Here is a 23,714-nt window from a genome sequence, read left to right as displayed (position 1 = left end):
GCAAAATGGCAGAGAGTCAAAGGTTTGTCGGTCAGAACCTGACACTAGCACCCGGCCATCAAAGCGCAAGAATTGACTGTTTCTTTTAGAAAGCGTCAAAAAAACGGTGACTCAAATCTGACACACACGAGACGCTACAAGCCTTTAAATTAGTGACTTACAACCGTCCATCGCTTATTTGAATTCTGAACAAATCTGCAAAAAAACAACAAATCCAATCGCAGCAATGACTTGATGGCCAATCGCCAAAAAGCGCTCAAGTGTTATACAGGTGCAACATGTCATTTTGCTGACACGCTTTCCAAACCCTGCGCTATACCCCTTTTACAGTCTTCTTCCGAACTTATTCTTTTCGCTCTATCGAGGGTGCGCAGATGGACGTGAGCGTATTTGGCACAGGCTATGTCGGATTAATTCAAGCCGCCGCACTTGCAGATGTAGGGCATCGGGTTTTATGTGTTGATATCGACCCCAATAAAATTAAACAACTGCAACAAGCCGTGCCGCCTATTAGTGAGCCTGGACTCTCCACCACCCTTGAAGAAAACATCAAGGCCGGGCGTTTGTTGTTCAGCACCCAGGCCAGTGACGCGGTGGAGCATGCCGAGCTGATTTTCATCGCCGTGGGCACCCCCGCCGATGAGGACGGCTCCGCCGACCTGAGCCACGTGCTCAATGTGGCCCGGCAGATCGCCTCGTACATGGAGGCCGATCGCACCCTGATCATCAAGTCGACAGTGCCGGTCGGCACGGCGGACCAGGTCGCGGCCAAGGCCAACGAAGAACTGCTGCGCCGAGACCGGAGCAGCCTCAAGGTCCGGGTGGTGTCCAACCCTGAGTTCCTCAAGGAAGGCAGCGCCCTCGCCGATTGCATGCGCCCGGACCGGATCATCGTCGGTACCCGTGACGAAGCGGCTCGCGAGCAGATGAGCGAGCTGTACGCGCCGTTCTGCCGCAACCACGAAAAACTGATGTTCATGGACAACCGCAGCGCCGAGCTGACCAAGTACGCGGCCAATGCGATGCTCGCCACACGCATCAGTTTCATGAACGAACTGGCCAACCTCACCGAACTGCTGGGCGCCGACATCGAAGCCGTGCGCAAAGGCATCGGCTCCGATCCGCGCATCGGCTACCACTTTATCTACCCCGGTTGCGGCTTCGGCGGCTCGTGCTTCCCCAAGGATCTGCGTGCCCTGCTGCACACCGCCGAACACAACGGCATGCCGCTGAAACTGCTGCGCAGCGTGACCGACGTCAACGACAGCCAGCGCCACATCCTCTTCATCAAACTCAAGGCGCAGTTTCCGCAAGGCCTGGCCGGCAAGTCGATCGCGATCTGGGGCCTGGCGTTCAAACCCAATACCGATGACATGCGCGAAGCCCCCAGCCGCTACCTGATGGACGCGTTGTGGGCCGAGGGCGCCAGCGTGCAGGCCTACGATCCGGAAGCCATGTCCGAATGCCGGCGCCTGTACGGCTATCGCAACGACCTGCACCTGTGCGCCACCCGCGACGACACCCTGGAAGACGCTGACGCGCTGGTGATTTGCACCGAGTGGAAGAATTTTCGCGTGGTCGATTTCGAGCTGCTGGCAAGCAAGCTGCGCTCGAAGGTGATTGTCGACGGTCGCAACCTCTACAACCCGGAACACGTGGCTGCCGCCGGCTTGCACTACAGCGGCATCGGCCTGCGCCACATCGCTCCAGAAGGACTGCGCCCATGAAAATCCTGGTCACCGGCGCAGCCGGCTTCATTGGCGCCCATTGCGTGTTGCGGCTGATGCGCGACGGGCATGCGGTGGTCGGCCTGGATAACTTCAACGGCTATTACGATCCGCAACTCAAACACGATCGCGTGCAATGGGTACGCGATCAGGTCGGGCATTTCCCGCTGGCGCGGATTGATCTGGCCGATGCCGCCGCGATCGAGGCGCTGTTTGTCCGCGAGCAGCCGCAAGTGGTGATCCACCTCGCGGCGCAGGCCGGGGTGCGCTACTCGCTGGAAAACCCGAAGGCCTATCTGGACAGCAACCTCTGCGGTTTCCTGAATATTCTTGAAGGCTGCCGGCATCATCCGGTCGAGCACCTGATCTACGCCTCGTCGAGTTCGGTATACGGCGCCAACCAGCACACCCCGTATTCGGTGCACGACGGCGTCAATCACCCGCTGTCGCTGTACGCCGCGACCAAAAAAGCCAACGAGCTGATGGCCCACAGCTACAGCCACCTGTTCGGCATTCCCAGCACCGGCCTGCGCTTTTTCACCGTGTACGGTCCCTGGGGTCGGCCCGACATGTCGCCGATCCAGTTCGCCCGGGCGATCACCGAAGGCACGCCGCTGAAACTGTTCAACTACGGCGAACACCAGCGCGACTTCACCTACATCGACGACATCGTCGAAAGCATCGCGCGCCTCACCGACCATCCGCCGCACAACCACCCGGAGTGGGACCGCGAACACCCCGACGCGGGCAGCAGCATGGCGCCGTGGTGCCTGTTCAACATCGGCGGCCACCACCCGGTGGAGCTGAAAACCTATCTGGCGCTGATGGAAAAACACCTCGGCCAGAAAGCCATTGTCGAGCTCTTGCCCCTGCAACCGGGCGATGTGCTCAACACCTGTGCCGAGACCGATGATCTGGCCCAGGCCACCGGGTTCCAGCCCCGGATCGAGCTGGATGAAGGACTGGGGCGTTTCATCGCCTGGTTTCGCGACTACTACCCCACTGCCTATCGCCCACGCGCCGCTCGCGGCTGAACATCAGCGGAGGACCCCATGACTGGACATGAGCAAGGTGTACCGATCCATCAGATGCGCCGCGACAAGCGCATGGATCCCGAGCACCGAATGCGCCTCGATACCGCCATCCACATGCAGGGCCGTGGCTGGTTGACCGGCCGCGACGGTGGCCGGCCGTGGACGCTGTCGCGCACCAACCGCGTGCTGGCCTGCTTCGGTGCGCTGGTGATTCTGGTGGTGTGCTCGCCGCTGCTGCTGGGGCTGGCGCTGGCCATCAAGTTCACCAGCCCGGGACCGGTGATGTTCGTGCAGAAACGCACCGGCTATCGCGGCCGCAAATTCGGCATGTACAAGTTCCGCACCATGGTGTGCAACGCCGAAGAGCTGAAGGAATCGCTGCGCCACCTCAACAAGCACGGGGTCGACGCCATTGATTTCAAGATCGACAAGGACCCACGCATCACCGGGATCGGCGGTTTCCTGCGGCGCACCAGCCTCGACGAACTGCCCAACCTGATCAACGTGGTGACCGGTGACATGCGCCTGGTCGGCCCCCGTCCGACCTCGTTCAACGCTTACCGCTACAAGGACAGCCATCTCGCGCGCCTGAGCATCTACCCCGGCATGACCGGCCTGTGGCAGATCTCCGGGCGCAGCAACATCGACTTCGACCAGCGCGTTGAGTTGGACCTCAGCTATATCGCCGAGCAAAGCCTTTTGCTTGATCTGAAGATCCTGTTGAAAACCCCCTTCAAAGTATTCAGCGGCCACGGAGCAAGCTAATGGACGGTTCAACCAACAAAAGCCTGAGCATTGCCAACCCCAGCGAATCGAACCTGATCTCGACCGTGCTGGACCTGGATCTGCGGATCCTCTTTCTGACCGCCGCCAACCCCGGCGCCGGCACCACCACCAGTGCCCTGGCGCTGGCCAGCCAACTGGCGCAGATGAGCAGCGGCCAGGTGCTGCTGGTGGATGCCAGTCAGTCGGCGGGCAACCTCACCCAGCAACTGAATCTGGGCAAGGAGCGCGGCCTGCGCGACCTGCTGTTCAACCCGGACAACCCGCCGCTGTTGCAGGACTGCGTGGTGCAGGTGTCGAGCCTGCCGTTCCATGTGCTGCCCAACGGCCGGCCGATCCGCACCCTGGAACATTTGACCGCCGAACGCCTGAGCCCGCTGCTCGACCGCTTGGGCGCCCAGTACCGCTTCGTGGTGATCGACGGTGACGCGGTGTATTCGGCCGCCGACACGCTGGTGCTCAGCACTCAGGTCGATGGCGTGGTGTTTGTGGTGCGCGCCGAAGACACCCGCTGGGAAGTCGCCCAGGCCGCCGTACAACGCCTCACCCAGGCCGGGGCAAAAGTGGTCGGCAGCGTGTTCAACCGCCGCAAGTACTACATGCCCAAGTGGCTCTACAAAAACCTGTAAGCAAACGCGAAGGATGACGCCATGAACGCCAAGATACTTGTTCTGCTGATGCTGCCGCTTGCAGGCTGCTCCAGCACTTCCGAAACCCAGAACATGCCGGTGAATATCCTCACCGCCACGCCGGCCAACGCCCAGGCGACCGACATGCCCAAGGTCGAACAGACCCTGCGCCCGCAAGACGTGCTGGATGTGATCTTCCACATCAGCACCAGCGGCTCGGACGCCTACCGCGTGCAGTCGGGTGACCAGATCGGCCTGAACTTCACCGCCGCCAGCCAGCTCAACGGCAACCAACTGGTACTGCCCGACGGCACCATCAACCTGCCGGGGGCCAACACCTCGGTGAAAATCGCCGGGCTGACCAGCGATGAGGCACGCAATGAAATCCAGCGCGCCTATCAGCGCAAGCAGCTGTTCCAGCCCAACCGCAATCAGCTGACGGTACAGATCATCAGCCCGCTGACCAATGAGCAGAACCTGAAAAGCGCCCTCAATCACCCGGCCACCGGCATGAGCCGCGAGATCACCGTGGGCACCGACGGCTATGCAAGCTTCCCGGAAATCGGCGCCGTGCCGCTGCAAGGCATGACCGTCAATCAACTGGAAACCTTCCTCAACCAGAAGTACGCGCAATTGCCGGGACGGATGAGCGTCGATGTGTTGCTCAAATCCACCGCCGGCAACGAGATCTACGTGCTGGGCGAAGTCGGCCAGCCGGGGTCCTATCCGATCCGCCGTCCGGTGTCGGTGCTTGAAGCGCTGACCCTGGCGCGCGGCACCAACGTCAAGGCGCGTCTGGACTCGGTGGTGATCATGCGCCGCAACGGCAATCAGGTGCAGGCGGTGCACTACGACGTGGAAAAAGCCCTGGCGGGCGACGCGTCGCAGATCGCCTACCTGCAACCCGACGACATGCTGTTCGTGCCGAAAACCAAACTGGCGAGTGCCGGCGATCTGGCTCGGCAACTGGCAGACGTAGTGTTGTTCCAGGGCGTGGGCTTCAGCTTCGGCTACCGCGTCGACAACAAAAGCAGCAGCAGTAACTGACTCCCAGGTGAACGATCATGAATCCAAAGGAAAACTACCTGCATGAGTTCTTCAGGATCTTCTTCGCCAACAAGCAACTGGTGAAACGGGTCTTCCTGATCTTTGCAGTCATCGCCCTGCTGCTGCCATTGGTGCTCAAACAGAGCTTCGATATCACCGCCCAGGTGATCGTGCAGTCGAAAAAACTCTCCCAGGGTGACGCCACCACGTCCCTCACGGTCGATAACGCCACCTTCATTCCGCCATCGCTGGCGGACATGGAAACCGAAAGCAATATCCTGCGGTCACCGGCGCTGATCCGCCAGACCATCAGCGAGCTGCGCGACAAGGGCGAGTACAACCCGCCGGTGGGCATGTTCGCCAAACTGGTGAGCGACCCGTTCCGGCGCTACGTCTCCTCGCCGCTGCGTGAGTATGTGATCAACCCGCTGCGCAACATGCTCGGGCTGCAAACCGACCCGGTGCGCGACACCGTGCTCGACGGCCTCACTCAACAGGCCCTCGACAGCCTGAAGATCGAGACCCTGCCCGGCTCCAACGTGATCTCGATCGTCTACAGCTTCCCGGATCCGCATCAGGGCACGACGTTCGTCGCCACCCTGCTGCAAAACTATCTGGGCAGCCGTCAGGCGCTGCAATCGATCGACCTGCCGCAATCCTTCTACGAAACCAAGAAGCACCTGTATCAGGTGCGTCTCGACGGCCTGGAAGGCAATCGCCAGGCGCTGCTGGAAAGTGTCGGCTCGTCCGATCCGAAGGAAGAAATCACCTTCCGCCTGAACGCGATCAACACCGAAGAGCAAGCCCTGAACCTGTACCAGGACCGCCTGTTGCAGAGCCAGCGCTGGCTCGAATACCTGAAAACCGCGCTGGCCGCCGCCAGCACCAACAAGCTCAACGACTACACCTTCCCCTATACCTTCACCACCACCGTCGACAACGTGGCGTTCGAGGATCGCGAAGTCAAACAACTGGGCGAGCAACTGACCACCCAGGTCAGCCGCTACATGAATGACCTTGCGGTGTTCCAGCCCGGCAGCGAGCCGATGCTGCTGACCCGCGAGCAGATCGCCCGCACCCGCCAGCAGTTCCTCAAAGTGGTGAGCAACCGCATTCAGGAACGCACCAACGACCTGGCCGTGGTGCAACAGGTGATCAATCAGAAAACCGCGCGCATCGCCGACTTCAAGAACCGCATCCACACGTTGCAGCAGACCCAGAGCAAGCTGCGGCAGATGGACACTGAAATCGACGCGCTGCACACGGCGTTCTCGACCTACGCGCAGCGCTTTGCCGAAAGCAGCACGGCCGGTGCGCTCAACGACGACCTGTCGAACGCCAAGGTCCTCAGCCCGCCGTTCGAACCGACGGAGCCGGCCTTCCCCAAACCGCTGCTGATCATCCCGTTCGGGCTGTTCACCGGTCTGCTGCTGGCGATTGCCCTGGTCTATGTGCGTGAGTTCTTCGATCACCGTTTCAAACACCCTGCGCAAATCACCCACGAACTGGGCCTGCCGGTGTTGCTGGTGATCAACGACGAGAACGTGCTGCCGAGCAATCCGCACAAAAACTGGACCGTGCCAAGCTTCGTGCACTGGGTGCGCAATTGAACACGCTGTCCACCCCGAACGCCGCGCTGCCGATCATTCATTTGCTCAGCAGCGGCGGCTTCTATGGGGCCGAGCGCATGTTGCTCGATCACTGTCTGGCGACCCCGGGGCAGCACCAGGTGCTGTTTCTCGATGCACCGCCAGCGTTGATCGCGCGCTTTCGCGAGGCCGGGGTGGACTGCCGTGGCTGTGCCGGGCTCGGTGAGTTGTTGCGTCACCTGCGCGCCCGGCGCAGCGAACAGCCGCTGATCAACACCCACAACTTCAAGGGGCTGCTGTTCGGTTGGGTCGGCGCGACGCTGTTGCGGTTGCCGCTGGTCATCACCCAGCACGGCTTCACCCCGCGCAGCCACAAGCAGAAGTTCTACACCTGGCTGAGTCTGCAGCTGTGCCGCACCGCGTCGGTGGACCGTGTGGTGTGCGTGGCCGAGAGCATCGCCGTGCTGCATCGTCAGGCCAGCGTGCAGGCGGAAAAGCTGCAGGTGATCCCCAACGGATTGCCGGCCGCTGCCGCGCTGATCAGCACCGTTGACCGCCAGCGCTGGCTGGCCGGTTACGTCGGGCGCCTGAGCAGCGAGAAAGGCCCGGACCTGTTTCTCGATGCGCTGATTCCGCTGTGTCACCAGCATCCGCAACTGGATGCGGTGATGCTCGGCGACGGCCCGGAACGCGACAGGCTGCAAGCGCGAATCGACGCCGCCGGACTGTCGCAACGGATTCGCCTGCCCGGCTACCAGACCGCCATGCAACCGTGGTGGCAGCGCCTGGATGCCCTGGTGATCAGCTCGCGCACCGAAGGCACGCCAATGATTCTGCTCGAAGCCATGCAGGCCGGCGTGCCGGTGGTGGCATTCGCCGTCGGCGGTATTCCGGATGTGCTGGAACATCGACATAACGGCCTGCTGGCGACACCCGCCGACAGCGCCGCCCTCGCCCGCCAGCTCGACAACCTGCTGATCGAGCCGGATCTGGCCCGGCAGTTGTGCGACAACGCAAAGCGTACGCAACAGGATCGCTACGACCTCAAGGCCCTGGCCGAACGCTGGTCGCAGCTGTACATCCGCACGGCACGGGAGGCACGCGCATGATTTTCCCGCTCTCGATCGTCACTCTGCTCGGCCTGGTGTGCATCGGTCTGCTCGCCAGCCCTTATCCGTTTCTGGCGCCGGGCGCAGTCTTTGCCCTGGTGGGTTTCACCGTGTTGTATCGCAAGCCGACCTGGGGCCTGCTGGGGATTGCCGCGCTGGTGCCGTTCGAAGGCTTCTTCAAGGACAGTGCGCTGTCCGGGAGCAAACTGATCGGCGCGTCACTGGCGGTGATCCTGATGCTGCAACTGGCCATGCACCAGATTCCCTCCGAGCGCCTGCGTAGCAATATCTGGCGGTTTCTGCTGTGGTTTCTGGTCCTGTATTTCCTCAGCCTGCTCAACACCGATGACCTGGGCATGTCGCTGGGGCATCTGCGCGAGCTGAGCGTGGGCCTGATCCTGTTTGTCATCACCCTGCTGATCGGTCGCGAATTGAACCTCGACCTGTTCGCCAGACTGGTGACCCTGAGTGTCAGCGCCACCTGCGCCATGGCCATGTTCTCGACCAAATTCCAGGACCAGGGCCGCGCCGCCGGGTTGCTCGAAGATCCCAACGCCTTCGCCCTGCTGATCGCCTTCGCCATTCCGCTGGCGCTGCTGCTGGTGATTCGCGGGCCGAACCTGCTGCACCGGTTGTTCTGGGGCGCCTGCTGCCTGCTGCTGCTCGGTGGCATGACCAAGACCGAGTCGCGCTCCGGGCTGGTGGTGGTGGCCTTGAGTCTGTTGATCGGCGGCTGGCACTACCGCACCCAACTGACCCGGATCCGCCCACGGCACCTGGGTTTCGCCATGCTCGGCGCGGCCATCGTGATTCCGCTGGCGATCTACGCGATGCCCGCCGGTTACATCGCGCGCATTCAGTCCCTGAGCGTGCTCAGTGCCGGGGCCAAGGGCCACGACGACGAATCCCTCGGCCGCCGCGCCTCGTACATCGTGGTCGGTGGGCAGATGATCCGCGAGAACCCGCTGCTCGGCTCCGGCCCCGGCACCTTCCCGCTGCACTACGCGACCACCGGCTACGCCAAGGCGTTTTCCGCCAACCGCAAGATCGGCGACCTGTACCGCCGTGCGCACAACACCTACCTGGAAATCTTCAGTGAACTGGGGATTCCTGCCGGCCTGCTGTTCGTCGGCATGCTCGGCCTTGGCCTGTACAACCTGATCCGCGCCCGCGCCGCGTGGCTGCAACGACGTGACTGGCAACAGGCGGACCTGATGACCCACCTCGGCGTGAGCTTCCTGTCGCTGACCCTGTTCCTGATGTTCCTCAGCGCACCGAACCAGAAATACGTGTGGATCATGCTCGCGCTGACCAGCGTCCTGCGCCTCAAAGCCGAAAAAGCCCCCCTGAGCGAGGCCCGCGCATGAGCCGGATCAGCATCATCATCCCGATGTACAACGAGGCCCGGCACATCGGTCGCACGCTGCTGGCTGCGCAAAAAGCCGCGCATGCGGCCAATCTCGAGTGCGAGTTGATCGTGATCGACAACGGTTCGGACGACGACGGTCCGCACATCGCCCGCGCATTTGGCGCGCAGGTGCTGGTGCTGCCGGGGCTGCTGATCGGCGCCCTGCGCAATCGCGGCGCACTGCTGGCGAGCGGCGAGTGGATCGCGTTCATCGACGCCGACGTCGAGATGCCCGAGGACTGGCTCCAGTCGTTGTTCGAACTGCAAGCCGAGGGTCAGGCCGACGTCTTCGGTCTCGACCTGCATACTCCCGCCGCCGCGCCGTGGTACGCCGCCGCCTGGCAACGGCGCACGCTACGCCCGTCGAGTCAGGGGTCGCACGCGGTGGATTGGTTGCCCAGTTCCAACCTGCTGATGCGCCGGCGCTGGTTCGACAAGGTCGGCGGGTTCAATGAACACCTGCGCACCGGCGAGGACAAGGAATTCACCCTGCGCCTGCACGAACAAGGCGCGCGGCTGCTGTCGGTGAACAGCAGCGTGGCCCTGCATTGGGGCTACGAGATGAACTGGCGCGAGTGGATGGGCAAGGAAATGTGGCGTCAGGGCAGTCATCTGCAACTGCTGCGCACCCACGGTTTCAGCTTGCGGCTGCTGCGCTTTCCGCTGCTCTCGCTCGGCGCCTGGCTGCTCGACCTGCTGGCGATTTCCGCGCTGCTCAACGGCTTCCCGCATCACGCCGCCGTCATGGTGCTGCTGACCACGATACCGGCACTGGTGCTGAGCATTCGCCAGAGTTCACGCCATCACGACGTGGGCCTGACCCTGCAACTGTGGGGCCTGCACTGGTTGCGCCTGCATCTGGCGGGCGCGGCGTTGCTACTCAGTCTGTGTCATTGGAACGCCAGGAGGCCTGCCCGTGGCTGAATTCATTTTCTGGCTGTGCCTGCTGCTGCCGGTGTACGCCTACCTCGGCTATCCGCTGCTGCTGACCGTGCTGGCGCCGCTGTTCCCGGCCTGGCGCCACACCCCGGTGCCACCGCTGAACATCAGCATCGTGATTGCCGCGCACAACGAGGCGCGGCACATCGAGCACAAGTTGCGCACGTTGCTGGCGCAGGATTACCAACCGGCCACGTTGCAGATCATTCTCGCCAGCGACGGCTCCACCGATGACACCGTGGCCTGCGCGCACAGGGTGGTTGATTCGCGCATCACAGTGCTCGACCTGCCGCGCCAGGGCAAAGCGGCGACGCTGAATGCCGGCGTGGCGCTGGCGACCGGCGACATCCTGGTGTTCACCGATGCCGACAACCAATGGTCGCGGGAAACCCTCGGCTACCTGCTCGCACCACTGAATGACCCCAACGTCGGCGCCTGCGCCGGGCACATGGTGATTCCGGTGACCGGCGGCGGCCTGAGCGTCGGCGACAGCCTGTATCGGCATTACGAAGGCTGGCTGCGCCGGGTCGAGAATCGCACCGGCTGCATGGTCTCGGCCGACGGCGCCCTGCTCGCCCTGCGTCGCGAGCTGTTCCAGAGCGTGCCGGCGGAGGTCAATGACGACTTCTTTCTCAGCACCTGTGCACCGGTGGCGTTCAAGCGCATTGTGTACGTGCCTGAGGCGCAAGTGATCGACCACGGCGTGGACGAAGCGGACAAGCAGTTCCGCCGCCGTCAGCGCGTCACCGTCGGTGGCCTGCAAAGCCTCGCCCAGCGCAGTGAGCTGCTCAACCCACTCAAACATGGCCTGTATTCGCTGGCGCTGATCAGCCACAAGTTGATCCGCCGCCTGGCGCCGATCCTCCTGCTGCCGTTGCTGCTGAGCAACTTCTGGCTGTGGGACGACCACGGTTTCTATCGACTGGCCCTGATCGCCCAACTGCTCGGCTACGCCATTGCGCTGGCCGGGTTGCTGGACTCGCAACATCGCTTGCCCAAACCGTTTCGTCTGGCCGCGTTCCTGCTGGTCACCCTCGCCGGGATGAGTCTCGGCCTGTGGCAGTTCCTGCGTGGCCACCGATATGCCCAGTGGAATCCCGAACAGAACCGTTAGAGGACTCAAGCCATGGCGATCAAACAATTAATAAAACGCACCAGTGGCTGGCTTTACCTCAATTCGCCCGTCGGACGAAACCAATTGCACGGCGCCGGGGTGATCCTGATGTTGCACCGGGTGTTGTCCAACGACCGCGCCGCCGACCTGCCGCACCGCAATGAGCTGTGCGTCGGGCCGAAAGCCTTCGAGCACCTGTTGGTGTGGCTGCGCCGGCATTTCGATTGCGTGCCGCTGATGGACATCCTCGCGCCGAACGCTCTGCGCAGCGAACGCCCACGGGTAGCGCTGACCTTCGACGACGGCTGGCGCGACAACGCGGTCAACGCCTTCCCGCTGCTGCAAAAGCATCAGGTGCCGGCGAGCATCTTTCTCTCCACCGATTTCATCGGCAGCCGCCAGCGCTTCTGGTGGGAAAGCCTCGGTGAAACCCTGTGGGGCAGCCACGGCGAAAAGGCGCGCATGCACCTGATCGAGTGCCTGCACTCCATCGGGCATCCGTTGCCGGTGCTGGTCGATGACATCGACGTCGATCGACGCAGCCTGTCGCTGCTGCATTACCTGCAAAGCCTGAAGACCGTCGAACCGCAGATGCTCGAACGCCTGACCGACGAATGTCCGCCGGAGTCATTGCCGCAAGCACTGGACTGGCATCAAGTGCGCGCGCTGGAGGCCTCGGGGCTGGTGCGTTTCGGCCCGCACGGCGCCAGCCACGCGATCCTCACCGAACTGGACGACGTGCGCCTGAACGAAGAAATCAGCCGCAGCCGTGACGCCTTGAACAACGGCTGCAACCGGCCCCTGCCGGTTTATTGCTACCCCAACGGCAACAACGACGAACGCGTGCGCAAGCAGATTGCCGCGCACGACTACGCGTTTGCCCTGGGCACCGGCACCGGCATCTATCGCGGCGAAGGCGATCCGCTGAACTTGCCACGTTTTGGCGTCAGCCAGCGCACCGCACGCAATCCGGAATTGCTGTCGTGGCGCATCTTTCGCGGCAACCGGCCATGAGTCGCAGCCACTACCTCAAGCATCTGGCGCTGAGCATGGGCACCAAACTGGCGATGATCGCCCTGCGTCTGCTGCGCAACGTGCTGCTGGCGCGGATCCTCGGGCCCAGTGAACGCGGGCTGTTTGCCGTGCTCAGCACCTTGCCGGACTTGATCAGCGCCGCCACCAGTGGCGGGCTGAACTCGGCCGTCGGCTATCAGGCGGCCAAGCAACGGCCGATGGGCCTGCTGCTGAGTCAGGTGCTGGTGTTCGGATGTCTGCTTGCCGCTTTGCTGACCCTGTTGGTGGTGGCGCTGGCGCGTGAGTTTGGCAGTGAACTGGATGTGACGATGCAACTCGGTCTGCTCGCCTGGCTGTTGCTGCTGGCGGTGCCGCTGACTGTTCTGAAAAGCGGCCTGCTGACGTTGCACAACGCATCCGGTGGCGTGGTCGCGTTCAACGCCTTGCGTCTGGTGGAATCGCTGGCGCCGTTGCTGCTGTTTCTCGCACTGTTCTGGATGTGGAAAAGCGCGGCGCTGGAAGCCGCGCTGATCAGTTGGCTGGCCGGGATCAGCCTGGTGGTGCTGGCCGGTTGGGTCTGGCTCAAACGCGCGCAACCGTTGCAGCTGCAATGGGATCGCGCCAGCCAGAACGAACTGCTGCGCTACAGCGCGCGCAGCCATCCGGACTTACTGTTTCAGCAGGTGATTCTGCGTTCGGATTACCTGTTCATCGGCGCCCTGCTCGGCAGCACCTCGCTGGGTCATTACGCGATGGCCAGCGCCGCTGCCGAACTGCTGCTGATCGTTCCGGAAGCAGTGACCACGCCGCTGATGAAGCGCCTGCTGCAACAGGACGAAGGCATGGACAAGGTCACCCCGCTGGCCCTGCGCCTGACCGCCACGGTGATGCTCGGCGCGTGCCTGTGCATGGCGGTGATCGGCAACTGGCTGATCGTCACCCTGTTCGGCATGGCCTACCAACCGGCGTATCCGGCACTGCTGGCGTTGCTGCCGGGGCTGCTCGGGTTGTGCTATGCGAGCATCCTGCGTCTGGACCTGCTGGGTAAAAACCGTCCCGGCACGGTGTCACTGCTGATGGGCCTGGGCGCCCTGCTCAATCTGGCGCTGAACCTGATCATGATCCCGGCCTACGGCATCGTCGGCGCGGCGGCGGCATCGTCGATTGCCTATCTGGCGGTGACCGTGGCGATGCTGGTGTTGTACTGCCGTTTGAGTGGCGTGCCGTTCTGGCAAACCCTGATCATCCTGCCCAGCGACGTCGCGCCGATGTGGCAGATGTTGCACCGGAAGGCCGTATGAAAGCCCTGGCCCTGCTGCTCGGTCTCGGCCTGTCGCTGGACGCCTTTGCCGCGTCGATGCGTTGGGGCGAAATTCGTGACGGCAGCCTGTACCTGCAGACCGATCGCCCCGACACCGTGACCGTGCGCTGGACCCCGGCCTGGCAGGCCGACGCCAACGAAGAGCACCTGTACCTGCTCGACGGCCAGGGTAAATTGCACGGCGAACGCCTGATCAAGGCCAGCGAAACCCGTGGCACCCAGAGCTGGCCGTTGCTGCCGGGCGCCGCCAGTTATCGCCTGGAAATCCCCGGCTACAGCTTCCGTAATTACCGGGTCGAACATGACGAGCACACCGTAGCGCAGTTCGAACCGGCCAAGGTGCACTTCAGCGCGCAGACGCAGAACGGCGACGAGCTGTATTTCAAAGTCGCGCCGGGGGAACACGCGGTGCTCGCCGGCAAGTTCCATGGTGGGGTCAACGCCTTGCAGGCGCAGCGGGTGGGCGATGACCAATCACTGACGCTGGCGCTCAAACCCTATCGCGCCTATTGGCAGTTCGATCAAGTGGCGCTGCCGGTCAGCGCGCGCGAGCAAGTCTGGCGCCTGCGCCTGCAAGGCAGCGGCAAAGCGGCGTTCTGGCTCGACGGCACGGCCAACCGGTTTGCGCAGACGGCGCAGCAACTCCAACCGGTGCGCGAAGAGACCGGCCAGATCCACCTGACCCTGCACGAGAAAGTCCTCGGACGCACGCCGGATCTGGGCATCGCCCTGCCCTACGTGCTGCCGCCCGCCGCCAGCCATGCCGCACTGGATGCACTGAAACCCACCGCCGGCAGTTACTACAGCTTTGTCGATGTCACGGCGAAGAATCCGCATTTCGAAGACGCGTTCCGCCAGGTCTATCAGGATCGCTTCGGCATCCGCCAGGACATCACCCTGCTTGCCGGCAGTCAGCGCCAGGCTGACTTGCGCGCCGACGTGCAAAGCAACAGCGGCCTCGATGCCTGGCTGGCCGGCACCCGCGCGCTAGGCGGTAAAGGCACGCACTACATCGGTTTTGCCGACGAGCCGAACCTCAACTATTCGAGCTTCGAGCAATACCGGGCAATTTTCACCAGCATGGCCCGGCAGGTGCGCAGCGATCCGGCGAACGCCAAGGCCGGGGTGCGCATCGCCATGCCGGCCAGTTCGCGGCTGGTCAACGGGCCGTTCGCCGACAACGCGGCAGACAAGCGCGGCATCGATTGGGCGCGACGTTTGCTGAGCGAATCCGCCGATCAGGTGGATGCGCTGGCATGGCACGAATGGATGATCCGCGACCTGCTCGCCACCCGCATCTACCGCGACAGCGTGCGCCGCGCCGCGGAACTGGTGGGCCTCGACGCCCAGGGCCACCCGCGCAAAGCCTTGCTGCTGGACCAGACGAACCTGTCCAGCGGCTCCAGCCTCAGTCCTTACGATCAAGAAACCCACTACGCCTCGCTGTGGTGGGCGTCGGTGGTGATCAACGCGTCGCAGGACGGCTTGCTGAGCATGCTCAACTGGTTTCAGGCCGCCGACGAGCCGCAGTACCCCAAGGGCATGCTGCGGGTGTTGGGCGATGATCGCTTCGAACTGAAACCGGTCGGCTTCGCCCAGCAGTTCATCGCCCGGCACTGGCTGCATCAAGTGCTGTGGCTGGAGAACGATGGCTTTGAAGTCGATGTGCTGGCGATGGCCGGTGACGACCAGCGCGGGCTGCTCGGCGTGAACAAAGGCACGCGCTTGCAGCGTGTCGACCTGAGCGGCGCCAAGTGCCCGCTGAACAATGGCGCCTTGCGTTACTTCGGCGCGGACAACCGCAGCCGCGACGCGCCCTTTGCCTGCCGCGACGGACGCGTCAGCTTCGAGTTGCCGGGGGAAACCCTGTTCGCCCTGAGCTGGAGCGCGTCATGAAGCCAATTCCGAATATTAGAAAAGGTAAGCGAACAAAGATTTGTGGGTAGGGAGTTTTTGTGGCGAGGGGATTTATCCCCGATCGGCTGCGCAGCAGTCGTCGCTTTTAGCCTGTAAATGCGGGGCCGCTTCGCAGCCCATCGGGGATAAATCCCCTCGCCACAGAGCCCCTCGCCACAGTCGTTCGCCCTGCCGGAACGCCGGAGTACAGAACATGGGTATCGTCAGCAAACTCAGCCAGCACATCAAACAAAAAGGCATGCGCGCCACCCTCGGCAAAGCGTGGAAACATTACGTGTTTTTCCATCAGGAACTGCTGTGGATGGAGCGCGATCTGGTCAGCCCGGTGCCGCCGCACAGCCTCAAACCCTATGCGCCGCTGCGGGTGGTGAAGATCACCGCCGACAACGCCAGCGCCTTCGCCCGCTACTTCGGCGACCGCGTCGGGACCATGGCCGAGCTGGCCAACGAAGGCCACACCGGGCACATGCACCTGGACGATCAGGGCGATGCCGTGGCGTTCATCTGGGGCTGTGCGCGGGATTATTTCGACCGGCATTACTACGGCTGCCTGTTCCCGGTGAAACCCGGCGAGTTCTTCGAATTCGGCGGTGAACTGACCCGTGCCTACTGGGGCACCGAACTCTCGGTAGATCTGCAACTGCAGCTGTGGAAAGCCATGGCGGAACAGGGCTGCGACAAGGTGGTGGACGTCTGCGAGTTCCACAACATCCCGGCGCTCAAACTGCACCTGCGCATGGGCTACACCGAGCAAGGCCGGATCATGAACGTCTACACCCTGTTCGGTCGCTGGCACTTCTACCGCGAAACCCGCTACAGCGGCTCGCGGCTCGATGCGCTTCGCAAACCGTCCCGTCCACCTGTCCAAGCAACGGCGGCCTGAGCCCATGACGGCGCGATTCGAATGGCGCACCTCGCTGTGCGCCGCCGACTTCCCGGCAGCCGCCTATGAAGCGCTGCGTCTGCGGGTGACAGACTCCACACCGTTCAACCACCTCGGCTGGTTGCGTGCCGCGCAGTTGACCCTGGGCGAGGGTCAACGGTTGCACGTTCTGCTGGGTTGGGAAGCCGACGAATTGCGCCTGTGCCTGCCGCTGGTGGCCGGTCGTGAGCGCTTTGCCGGGGTGCCGTTCCGGGTCCTGCATCATCTGGGCTATCCACTGGCCGATCGTCTGGCGTTGCTGTCGCTGCTCGATGACCAAGGCATGCGCCAGGCCTTGCGGCTGATCCGCCAACGGCTGCCCCACGCGCTGCTGCAACTCAACGAATTGTCCGAACCGGCCGGGGAAGAAAGCGCCCTCACCCCATGGATGGCCGCCAGTTCCACTGGCGAGCGACGCCTGAGCTGTCGGGTGCCGGTGCACCTGATCAGCGAGGCCGATCATCAGGAAGTCTCCGGCGACCCGCGCTACAAGCTGCGCCGCGCACGCAAACGGATCGCCGCGTGTGGCGCCGAAGTGCGGCGCATCACCCCCGACGCATTGAGCATGCCGCCGTTGCTGAAGGTGCTCGGCGACGTCGAAGCGGTGAGCTGGAAAGGTGGCGAAGGCGTGGGGATTTTTGCCAGCGAACGCAGCCGGCAATGCATCGAAAATGCCTTCACCGCCCTCGCCGCCCAAGGCCTTGTGCGCGTGGTCACCCTGGAACTCAACGGGCGCTGCATCAGCTATCGCCTCGGCCTGCTCGAACACGGCCGACTGTACGACTACAACCTCGCGTTCCTGCCGCAATACGCCGACCTGGGCAGCGGCCGCGTGCTGCTGGAGGAATGGATTCGCTGGGGGCTGGACGAGCACTGGCGCTGGATCGATGCCTCGCGGGTCAGCCTGGAAAACTCCAGCCACCAATTGCACGAACGCATGACCGGGCAACTGGAGCACTGGCGCTGGAGCTTCTATTCCTGGCGGCCCAGCGGCCTGCTGCTGGGGCTGGGGCTGCGCCTCTGGCATCGCTTGAAACCGACGGTGCAGCAATGGCGAGCCAGACGCGCTGCCAGACCTGCGCCGGTCGTTCAACCTGTCACGATCACCACGGAGGGCGAACATGCCTCGCCAAGTCATAGTCAACGCTGACGACTTCGGTCTCAGCCCGAACGAAAACGCAGTGATCTTCGCGGCGTTTCAGGCCGGTGTCATCAGCTCTGCGACAGCGATGGCCAACATGCCGGCGTTCGAAGCGGCCTGCGCCCTGGCTCGGCACGCTTCGCTGCAAGGTCGCGTCGGTCTGCATTTCAACCTGACGTACGGCCGGCCGCTGAGTGCGGCGATCCTGCGCAGTCGCACCTTCTGCGATGGCCACGGGGTGTTTGATCTGAGCTTGCCGCGTCACAGCTTGTGGCTTGGGCGTGAGGATCGCGACGCGGTGCGCGAAGAGCTGCAGGCGCAGTGGCAGCGCTGCGTCGAGCACGGCGTGCGGCCGAGCCACATCGACTCGCACCAGCACGTGCACAACATCTGGCCGATCGGCGAAATCGTCGCGCGGTTTGCCGCCCATCAAGGGGTGCCGGTTCGCTTGGCGCGCAACCTGGGGCATAACCTCAGCCTGCCCAAACGGATATTCAAAGGTTTGCTCAACTGGCGTTTGCAACGCCTGGCCGGGGCCACGGCGGACTACGTGTGTACGCCAGTCGACCTGCGCAACGCCCCGGCGCCGAGTGACGGCGTGCTGGAAATCGTCGCCCACCCGAATCAGCTCGGGAGCGATTTCGGCGATGCCTACCTCAACCCCGACGAGTCCCTGAGTCGCGTGCTGGAGCAGCGCCTGACGGGGGTGCCACGGGTGTCCTACGCCGATCTGAACAAGGATTTTTTACGGGGTGCCACGGCACTCGATTGATTCATCCCCACAACAGCCACAACCACCACACCGGGCCCAGGCCACGGAGGGCAACATGAACGTCATCGAAAAACTGCGTGATCGTATCCGGCAAAAAGGCTTTCGCCATTTCTTCGCCAGTCTGTGGAAGCGCTACGTGTTCTTCCATTGGGAGTTGCTGTGGATGCAGCGCGATCTGGAGACGCCGGTGCCGCCGCACAAACTGCGTCCGTATGAAGGTTTGCGCAAAGTCGATATCACGCCGCACAACACCGGGGCGTTCGCCAAACATTTCGGTGACCGCGTCGAGACCATGGCCGAACTCGCCGCCGAAGGCCACACCGGGCACATGTACCTCGATGCCGACGGCCACGCGGTGGCGTTCATCTGGGGCAGCATTCGCGACTACCACGACCGCCACTATTACGGTTGCTGGTTCCCGGTCAAACCCGGTGAGTTCTTCGAATTCGGCGGCGAAATGGCCCGGCCGTATTTCGGCACCAGCCTGTCGGTGGACGTGCAAGTCGCCCTCTGGGAAGCCATGGCCGCCCAGGGCTGCCACACCATCGTGGACACTTGCGAAACCCGCAACATCCCAGCGATGAAACTGCACCTGCGCATGGGCTACCACGAACAGGGACGCATCACCCACGTCTACGGCCTGTTCGGCCGCTGGCGCTTCTACCGCGAAAGCCGCTACGAAGGCTCACGCCTGGAACAGCTGCGCAAACCGGAGCGGTCGGTGGTGAGTGCGGTGACGCAGGCTTGAGCCGACCTTGAGATCTGCGGCGGCAGTGAGGCCGCATTCGCGAGCAGGCTCGCTCCCACAGGGATCTTGTGTACGACACCGATCAACTGTAGGAGTGAGCCTGCTCGCGATGGGGCCAGACGGGGCAACGAACTCTCAGGTCTTGCTGGCGACCAAGGTGAAGCACAACGGCATCTGCGCCTCGCGATTCAGGTACTGGTCATACACTTCTTCCCGATTCGAATGCGGGTATTCCTTGAAGTGCGCGATGTTCAGCCCGGCCGCGATGGCACCGCTGAAGATGGCGCCGAGGGTGTGCACGAACCAGTAGGACTTGGCGGCCTGCTGCTCGACCTTGCCGACGTAGACGATCGGCTCTTGCTGCACGAATGGCTCGGCGCGGAAGTAGGAGCTGGCGAGGCGGTACGGGTCTTCGGCGTCGGGGTCGACCATTTCCAGAAACGGATGGGTTTCGTAGATCACCAGTTTGCCGCCCGGCTTCAGGGTCAACGCCACGTGGCGAAAGAACTCGCCGATGTCGGGCATCCAGTTGAGGACGCCGATGGTGATCAGCGCCACATCAAAACGGTTCTGCAAAGACGTCGGCAAATGATGGATATCGCTTTCGATGAACTCGGCGTTGTGCGGTGAACGCTGGTTCAGCTCGCGGGCCTGTTCGAGAAATGCCGCCGATTGATCGACACCGACCACGCTTCTGGCACCGAGCGCAAACAGAGAGAGACTCTCACGGCCGTTGTTGCAGCCCAGTTGAATCACCTCTTTACCGTCAACCTCCAGCAACCCGCTCAGGGTCTCATCAAGACAAGAGAAATCCGCCTGCGCGACTTCGCTGAGCAGCGCCCGCCAGTCAGGCGAATCCTGATGATGGCGGGCGGAATCGTTCCACGCCTGTCGATTGCTCTCGATAGCGGTTTTATTATTGGGCACTTCCATGGCGCACTCCGGACGAGGCTCGTGATTGAGCGGCCCCGAGTCTAGATCAGCCCGGCAATTGCGGTTGTTGCAAACTTGTAAGCCACCCCATATCCATTGTGGCGAGGGAGCTTGCTCCCGCTGGGCTGCGAGCGGCCCCAAACCCAGGAAACGAGTTGTTGATGTCACACCGCGCGAACCAGTCTTACGACGGCTGCGCCGCCGAGCGGGAGCAAGCTCCCTCGCCACAGATTCGGTGGTCCCTATAAGACGCTATAGTTAATAGCCTTGGGGAAAACCGCACTCGCAGGTGCCGCCATGCAAATGCTCGACCGGCTGTTGTTGACCGGCTGTCTGCTCGCTGCCACACAGGCGCAAGCGCTGGACAGCAATTTTGTTTACTACGGGCCCAACCAGCCCTTCGCCCACCCTGCTCCGTATTCACTGCAGGCCACGCCGCCGAGGCCTTACGAGGATACGGCGCCACAGGATTTCGTGGTGATCCCGGGCGGCAAAGAGTTCTCCGACTCGCAATTGCCGACGGTGGCGGATGCGACGGTACGGGTGTTTATCCGCACTTACGATGCCGAGCGCGGGATCTATGTGAATGACGAGGTGCTGGATCCGACTTGCGTGCTGGAGTGCCTGAGCCGGCAGCAGCATTGATTACATCTGCTGTCTGGGTTACCACTGGCGTTTGTCCGGGCGCGCGAGGCCGAGTTTTTCGATGCGGTAGCGCAGCATGTCGCGGCTCAGGCCCAGCAGGCGCGCGGACTTGGTGACATTCCAGTCGGTCTTGTCGAGCATCTTGCGCACCATGTCGCGTTCGACTTCCGGCAGGTTCATAGATTCGGTGTTGCTCGCCGGCCGGGGTTCGTAGTGCATCGGGGTTTCATGAATATGCAGCGGCGGTTCGTCGACCAGGCTCATGCATACGTTGAGTTGATGCGCGGCAATCGTGTCGCTCGGTGCCAGCAGCACGGTTTGCTCGAGCATGTTGCGCAGCTCGCGCACATTGCCCGGCCAGGTGTAACTGAGCAGCAGCTCTTCGGCCTGCTGACTGAAATGCAGGTTCGGTTTGCCATAGCGTTTGCCGTGGCTGGCGAGAAAGTGCCGCGCCAGCAGTAAGATATCGTCGCCACGGGCATACAACCGCGGCACTTTGATCGAGATGATTCGCAGACGGAAAAACAGATCACGACGGAATTTGCCCTGCTGGACCATCTGCTCAAGGTTGCAGTTGGTCGCACTGATCACCCGCAGATTGACCTTGCGCTCCTTCACCGAACCGACCCGGCGAATCGTCCGGTCTTCCAGAAGCTTCAAAAGCTTGGCCTGCAAAAGCAGATCCATTTCGCCGATCTCATCGAGAAACAGCGTGCCGCCGTCCGCCGCTTCCACCAGCCCGACACGACGATCCTTGGCATCGGTAAACGCACCTTTCTCATGCCCGAACAGCTCTGACTCGACCAAGTTCGACGGGATCGACGCGCAGTTGAATTCAATAAACGGGCCTTTGCTCCGTGGCCCGTCGAAATGCAGCGCGCGCGCCACCAGTTCCTTGCCGGTGCCGGTCTCGCCTTCGACTAAAACCGGCGGCAGATCGGTGTTGGCCATGCGTCGCTCGGCGTCGAGCAACTGGCCGATGGTATTTTTCAGGTACTGCATCGGCGCCGAGTCGCCGATCAGCGCCTGCACCCCGGATTTCTGCGCCTCGCGGTCCTGATAGAACGACAGCGTGCGTTCCATACGTTCGGTGGCCAGGGCCTTGTCGAGCAGCAGTTTCAGCTCCGGCAGCGCCACCGGTTTGGTGACGTAATGAAAGGCGCCCTCCTTCATCGCCACTACGGCATCTTCGACGTTGCCGTAGCCGGTCATCATGATCACTTTCAGATCCGGCGCGCTGATGCGCAGCTTCTGGATCAGGTCGTGACCACTCATGCCCGGCAGCGAGTTGTCAGTCAGCACAATGTCGGGCATGAAGGTTTCCAGTTGCCCCAACGCGTCTTCGGCCGAATGGCAGACCGTCACCTCGAAGTCCTTGCGCTCCAGGTAGGTCTGAATATTTTCGGCCAGCAGTTCGTCATCCTCGACCAGCAGAATGCTGTGTTCCATATTCCCCTCCCGATGCCACTTTGAAGTTGAGACTGACGCGGGTTCCTTCCTGCTCGCGGCTGGTCAGCACGACCGAACCTTCGAAACGCTCCATGATGCGTTTGACCAACGCCAGGCCAACCCCGAGGCCGCCCTGTTTGGTGGTGAAAAACGGTTTGAACACCAACAGTTGCTGCTGCGCGCTCATGCCCTTGCCGGTGTCACTCACGGTCAGGCGCACGCTGTCAGGCTGCGGCGATTCGAATTCGACGCTGAGCACACCGCCCTTGGGCATGGCTTCCAGGGCATTGGCAAACAGGCTATTGAGGATTTGTGTGAGCAACACCTTCTGGCTGACCACCAGCGCGCAATTCTGCGGTGTGAAGCGCACTTCGACGTTGCAGCGTTTGATCAATGCTTCGAAGGCGCCAACGGTGTCTTCGACCGCCATCACCAGGTCCACCGCCTCGCCGTCGTCGTTCATCGGCCGCAGCGACACCAGCAACTCGCGGACCCAGCGCGACATGCGATCAACCTGGCTGATGATGTCGCCGATGTTGCGTTGCGCGCCGGGGCTGGCGACTTCCTGGGCCAGTTCGGCGCTGGAACGGATGGTCGCCAGCGGATTGCGCAGGCTGTGCGCCACCGCCGAGGACATTTCGCCGAGGGCGACAAAGGTTTCATTGCTGATCAACTGTTGCTGTTGGCTCTGCAGCAGCTTCGCCGCGCGGCGGACGATCCAGAACAACGCCAGAAAAATCGCCGCACCGCCGAAACACGTGGCGGCCCAGATCGAGGCGAATCCACGGTCGATGCGGTCGACCAGATCCGCCGGCTCTTTGTAGATTTCGACCATGGCAACGACTTTACTTTTGTCGGCGTTGAACATCGGGATGTAGTTCTCGATGAACAAATACTTTGGTTCGCGCAGTAACTGCTGCTCGGGTTTCTCATCGTCAATCTTGTGATAACTGGAGGACACCGCGACTTTCATCTCGAACGATTCGTCGAGTTCGTCGTCATCCTCGAATTTGATCCCGATCAGTTCGGGATTGGTCGACCAGATCACCGTGCGGTCCAGTGCATACACCGTGGCCAGGAGAACGTCGGGCAGATGTTCGACATGGTCAAGAAACTCGGCGCGGGCCGCTGCATGGGCAACGGGATCGACATCTGGAAAGTTGTCGTCCTGACGCGGATCGAGCATTTCGCCCATGGTCCGCGCCGGGGTGATGCCGGCGTGGCGTATTTCCGCCGAGCCGATGGCTTGAACGAATTGTGCGGTCAGCAAGGCGTCGCGCTCGACACTTTCGGTGACGACAAAGCGCGTCGAGATGTACCCCAGCCCCACTGCCACGGCGGCGATGATGAAAAAGCTCGCGAGCGAGAACCAGCGCAGCAGATTGAACTGTTCGCGCCAACTTTTGCCCATTGCTGCCGGCGTGTCCGGCGCAGAGGATTTTTGTGCTTCCAGTCGCTGCATGGGAGTGCCCT

The 23,714-nt window shown here is 62.5% G+C and carries 21 protein-coding genes; 18 read left to right on the top strand and 3 right to left on the bottom strand.

The window, feature by feature from the left end; all coding sequences use genetic code 11:
* Positions 1 to 374: 374 nt before the first annotated feature.
* From HBN98_RS25350 to HBN98_RS25270, 17 genes are all read left to right on the top strand, one after another.
* Positions 375 to 1,727, top strand: coding sequence for a UDP-glucose dehydrogenase family protein (locus HBN98_RS25350; RefSeq protein ID WP_083368659.1), 1,353 nt, complete (start codon positions 375 to 377; stop codon positions 1,725 to 1,727).
* Positions 1,724 to 2,761, top strand: a complete 1,038-nt coding sequence (locus HBN98_RS25345) for an NAD-dependent epimerase (protein WP_083368658.1) — start codon at positions 1,724 to 1,726, stop codon at positions 2,759 to 2,761. Before HBN98_RS25350 ends, HBN98_RS25345 begins: the two co-directional genes overlap by 4 nt.
* Positions 2,762 to 2,779: 18 nt before the next feature.
* Complete coding sequence (locus HBN98_RS25340) at positions 2,780 to 3,526, top strand: sugar transferase (protein WP_064588125.1); 747 nt, start codon at positions 2,780 to 2,782, stop codon at positions 3,524 to 3,526.
* Positions 3,526 to 4,173, top strand: a complete 648-nt coding sequence (locus tag HBN98_RS25335; RefSeq protein WP_083368657.1) for a CpsD/CapB family tyrosine-protein kinase — start codon at positions 3,526 to 3,528, stop codon at positions 4,171 to 4,173. Before HBN98_RS25340 ends, HBN98_RS25335 begins: the two co-directional genes overlap by 1 nt.
* Before the next feature lie 21 nt (positions 4,174 to 4,194).
* On the top strand, positions 4,195 to 5,220 hold the full coding sequence (locus HBN98_RS25330) for a polysaccharide biosynthesis/export family protein (protein ID WP_064588127.1): 1,026 nt from the start codon (positions 4,195 to 4,197) through the stop codon (positions 5,218 to 5,220).
* A 17-nt stretch (positions 5,221 to 5,237) separates the two neighbouring features.
* Complete coding sequence (locus tag HBN98_RS25325) at positions 5,238 to 6,830, top strand: GumC family protein (protein WP_083368656.1); 1,593 nt, start codon at positions 5,238 to 5,240, stop codon at positions 6,828 to 6,830.
* Positions 6,827 to 7,918 (top strand): glycosyltransferase family 4 protein, encoded by a 1,092-nt coding sequence (locus HBN98_RS25320; protein ID WP_083368655.1) that lies wholly within the window; start codon positions 6,827 to 6,829, stop codon positions 7,916 to 7,918. The genes HBN98_RS25325 and HBN98_RS25320 overlap by 4 nt, the downstream gene beginning before the upstream one ends.
* Positions 7,915 to 9,285: an O-antigen ligase family protein gene (locus HBN98_RS25315; RefSeq protein ID WP_083368654.1), complete on the top strand. Its 1,371-nt coding sequence runs from the start codon at positions 7,915 to 7,917 to the stop codon at positions 9,283 to 9,285. The genes HBN98_RS25320 and HBN98_RS25315 overlap by 4 nt, the downstream gene beginning before the upstream one ends.
* Positions 9,282 to 10,250: a glycosyltransferase family 2 protein gene (locus HBN98_RS25310; RefSeq protein ID WP_083368653.1), complete on the top strand. Its 969-nt coding sequence runs from the start codon at positions 9,282 to 9,284 to the stop codon at positions 10,248 to 10,250. Before HBN98_RS25315 ends, HBN98_RS25310 begins: the two co-directional genes overlap by 4 nt.
* Positions 10,243 to 11,379 carry a glycosyltransferase family 2 protein gene (locus HBN98_RS25305; RefSeq protein WP_064588132.1) on the top strand — a complete coding sequence of 379 codons (1,137 nt, stop codon included), beginning with the start codon at positions 10,243 to 10,245 and terminating at the stop codon, positions 11,377 to 11,379. The genes HBN98_RS25310 and HBN98_RS25305 overlap by 8 nt, the downstream gene beginning before the upstream one ends.
* A 12-nt stretch (positions 11,380 to 11,391) precedes the next feature.
* Entirely contained in the window at positions 11,392 to 12,393 is a 1,002-nt protein-coding gene (locus tag HBN98_RS25300; RefSeq protein WP_083368652.1) for a polysaccharide deacetylase family protein, read from the top strand.
* Positions 12,390 to 13,694: a lipopolysaccharide biosynthesis protein gene (locus HBN98_RS25295; protein ID WP_083369425.1), complete on the top strand. Its 1,305-nt coding sequence runs from the start codon at positions 12,390 to 12,392 to the stop codon at positions 13,692 to 13,694. Before HBN98_RS25300 ends, HBN98_RS25295 begins: the two co-directional genes overlap by 4 nt.
* Positions 13,691 to 15,610 (top strand): hypothetical protein, encoded by a 1,920-nt coding sequence (locus HBN98_RS25290; RefSeq protein WP_083368651.1) that lies wholly within the window; start codon positions 13,691 to 13,693, stop codon positions 15,608 to 15,610. The genes HBN98_RS25295 and HBN98_RS25290 overlap by 4 nt, the downstream gene beginning before the upstream one ends.
* Before the next feature lie 214 nt (positions 15,611 to 15,824).
* Positions 15,825 to 16,514: a GNAT family N-acetyltransferase gene (locus HBN98_RS25285; RefSeq protein WP_083368650.1), complete on the top strand. Its 690-nt coding sequence runs from the start codon at positions 15,825 to 15,827 to the stop codon at positions 16,512 to 16,514.
* Positions 16,515 to 16,518: 4 nt separating this feature from the next.
* On the top strand, positions 16,519 to 17,703 hold the full coding sequence (locus tag HBN98_RS25280; RefSeq protein WP_083368649.1) for a GNAT family N-acetyltransferase: 1,185 nt from the start codon (positions 16,519 to 16,521) through the stop codon (positions 17,701 to 17,703).
* A complete protein-coding gene (locus tag HBN98_RS25275; RefSeq protein ID WP_083368648.1) occupies positions 17,675 to 18,466 on the top strand; it encodes a carbohydrate deacetylase in 792 nt (263 codons plus the stop codon). Before HBN98_RS25280 ends, HBN98_RS25275 begins: the two co-directional genes overlap by 29 nt.
* 55 nt (positions 18,467 to 18,521) lie before the next feature.
* Positions 18,522 to 19,214 carry a GNAT family N-acetyltransferase gene (locus tag HBN98_RS25270; protein WP_083368647.1) on the top strand — a complete coding sequence of 231 codons (693 nt, stop codon included), beginning with the start codon at positions 18,522 to 18,524 and terminating at the stop codon, positions 19,212 to 19,214.
* A gap of 135 nt (positions 19,215 to 19,349) precedes the next feature.
* Here HBN98_RS25270 and HBN98_RS25265 read toward each other — a convergent pair whose 3' ends face one another.
* The gene (locus HBN98_RS25265) at positions 19,350 to 20,147 is read right to left on the bottom strand and encodes a class I SAM-dependent methyltransferase (RefSeq protein WP_083368646.1); all 798 of its coding nucleotides are present in this window, start codon (positions 20,145 to 20,147) and stop codon (positions 19,350 to 19,352) included.
* A gap of 297 nt (positions 20,148 to 20,444) precedes the next feature.
* Here HBN98_RS25265 and HBN98_RS25260 point away from each other — a divergent pair, with 297 nt between their 5' ends.
* Complete coding sequence (locus tag HBN98_RS25260; protein ID WP_064588140.1) at positions 20,445 to 20,792, top strand: hypothetical protein; 348 nt, start codon at positions 20,445 to 20,447, stop codon at positions 20,790 to 20,792.
* 18 nt (positions 20,793 to 20,810) lie between these two features.
* Here HBN98_RS25260 and HBN98_RS25255 read toward each other — a convergent pair whose 3' ends face one another.
* Positions 20,811 to 22,241: a sigma-54-dependent transcriptional regulator gene (locus HBN98_RS25255; protein ID WP_064588141.1), complete on the bottom strand. Its 1,431-nt coding sequence runs from the start codon at positions 22,239 to 22,241 to the stop codon at positions 20,811 to 20,813.
* Positions 22,210 to 23,703, bottom strand: a complete 1,494-nt coding sequence (locus HBN98_RS25250) for a sensor histidine kinase (protein ID WP_083368645.1) — start codon at positions 23,701 to 23,703, stop codon at positions 22,210 to 22,212. The genes HBN98_RS25255 and HBN98_RS25250 overlap by 32 nt, the downstream gene beginning before the upstream one ends.
* Between the last annotated feature and the right edge of the window lie 11 nt (positions 23,704 to 23,714).

Origin of the sequence: Pseudomonas koreensis, assembly GCF_012986595.1 — a bacterium.
Lineage (GTDB): Bacteria > Pseudomonadota > Gammaproteobacteria > Pseudomonadales > Pseudomonadaceae > Aquipseudomonas > Aquipseudomonas koreensis.
Note: the sequence above shows the minus strand (reverse complement) of the source record. Positions and strands in the feature narration are given on the sequence as shown.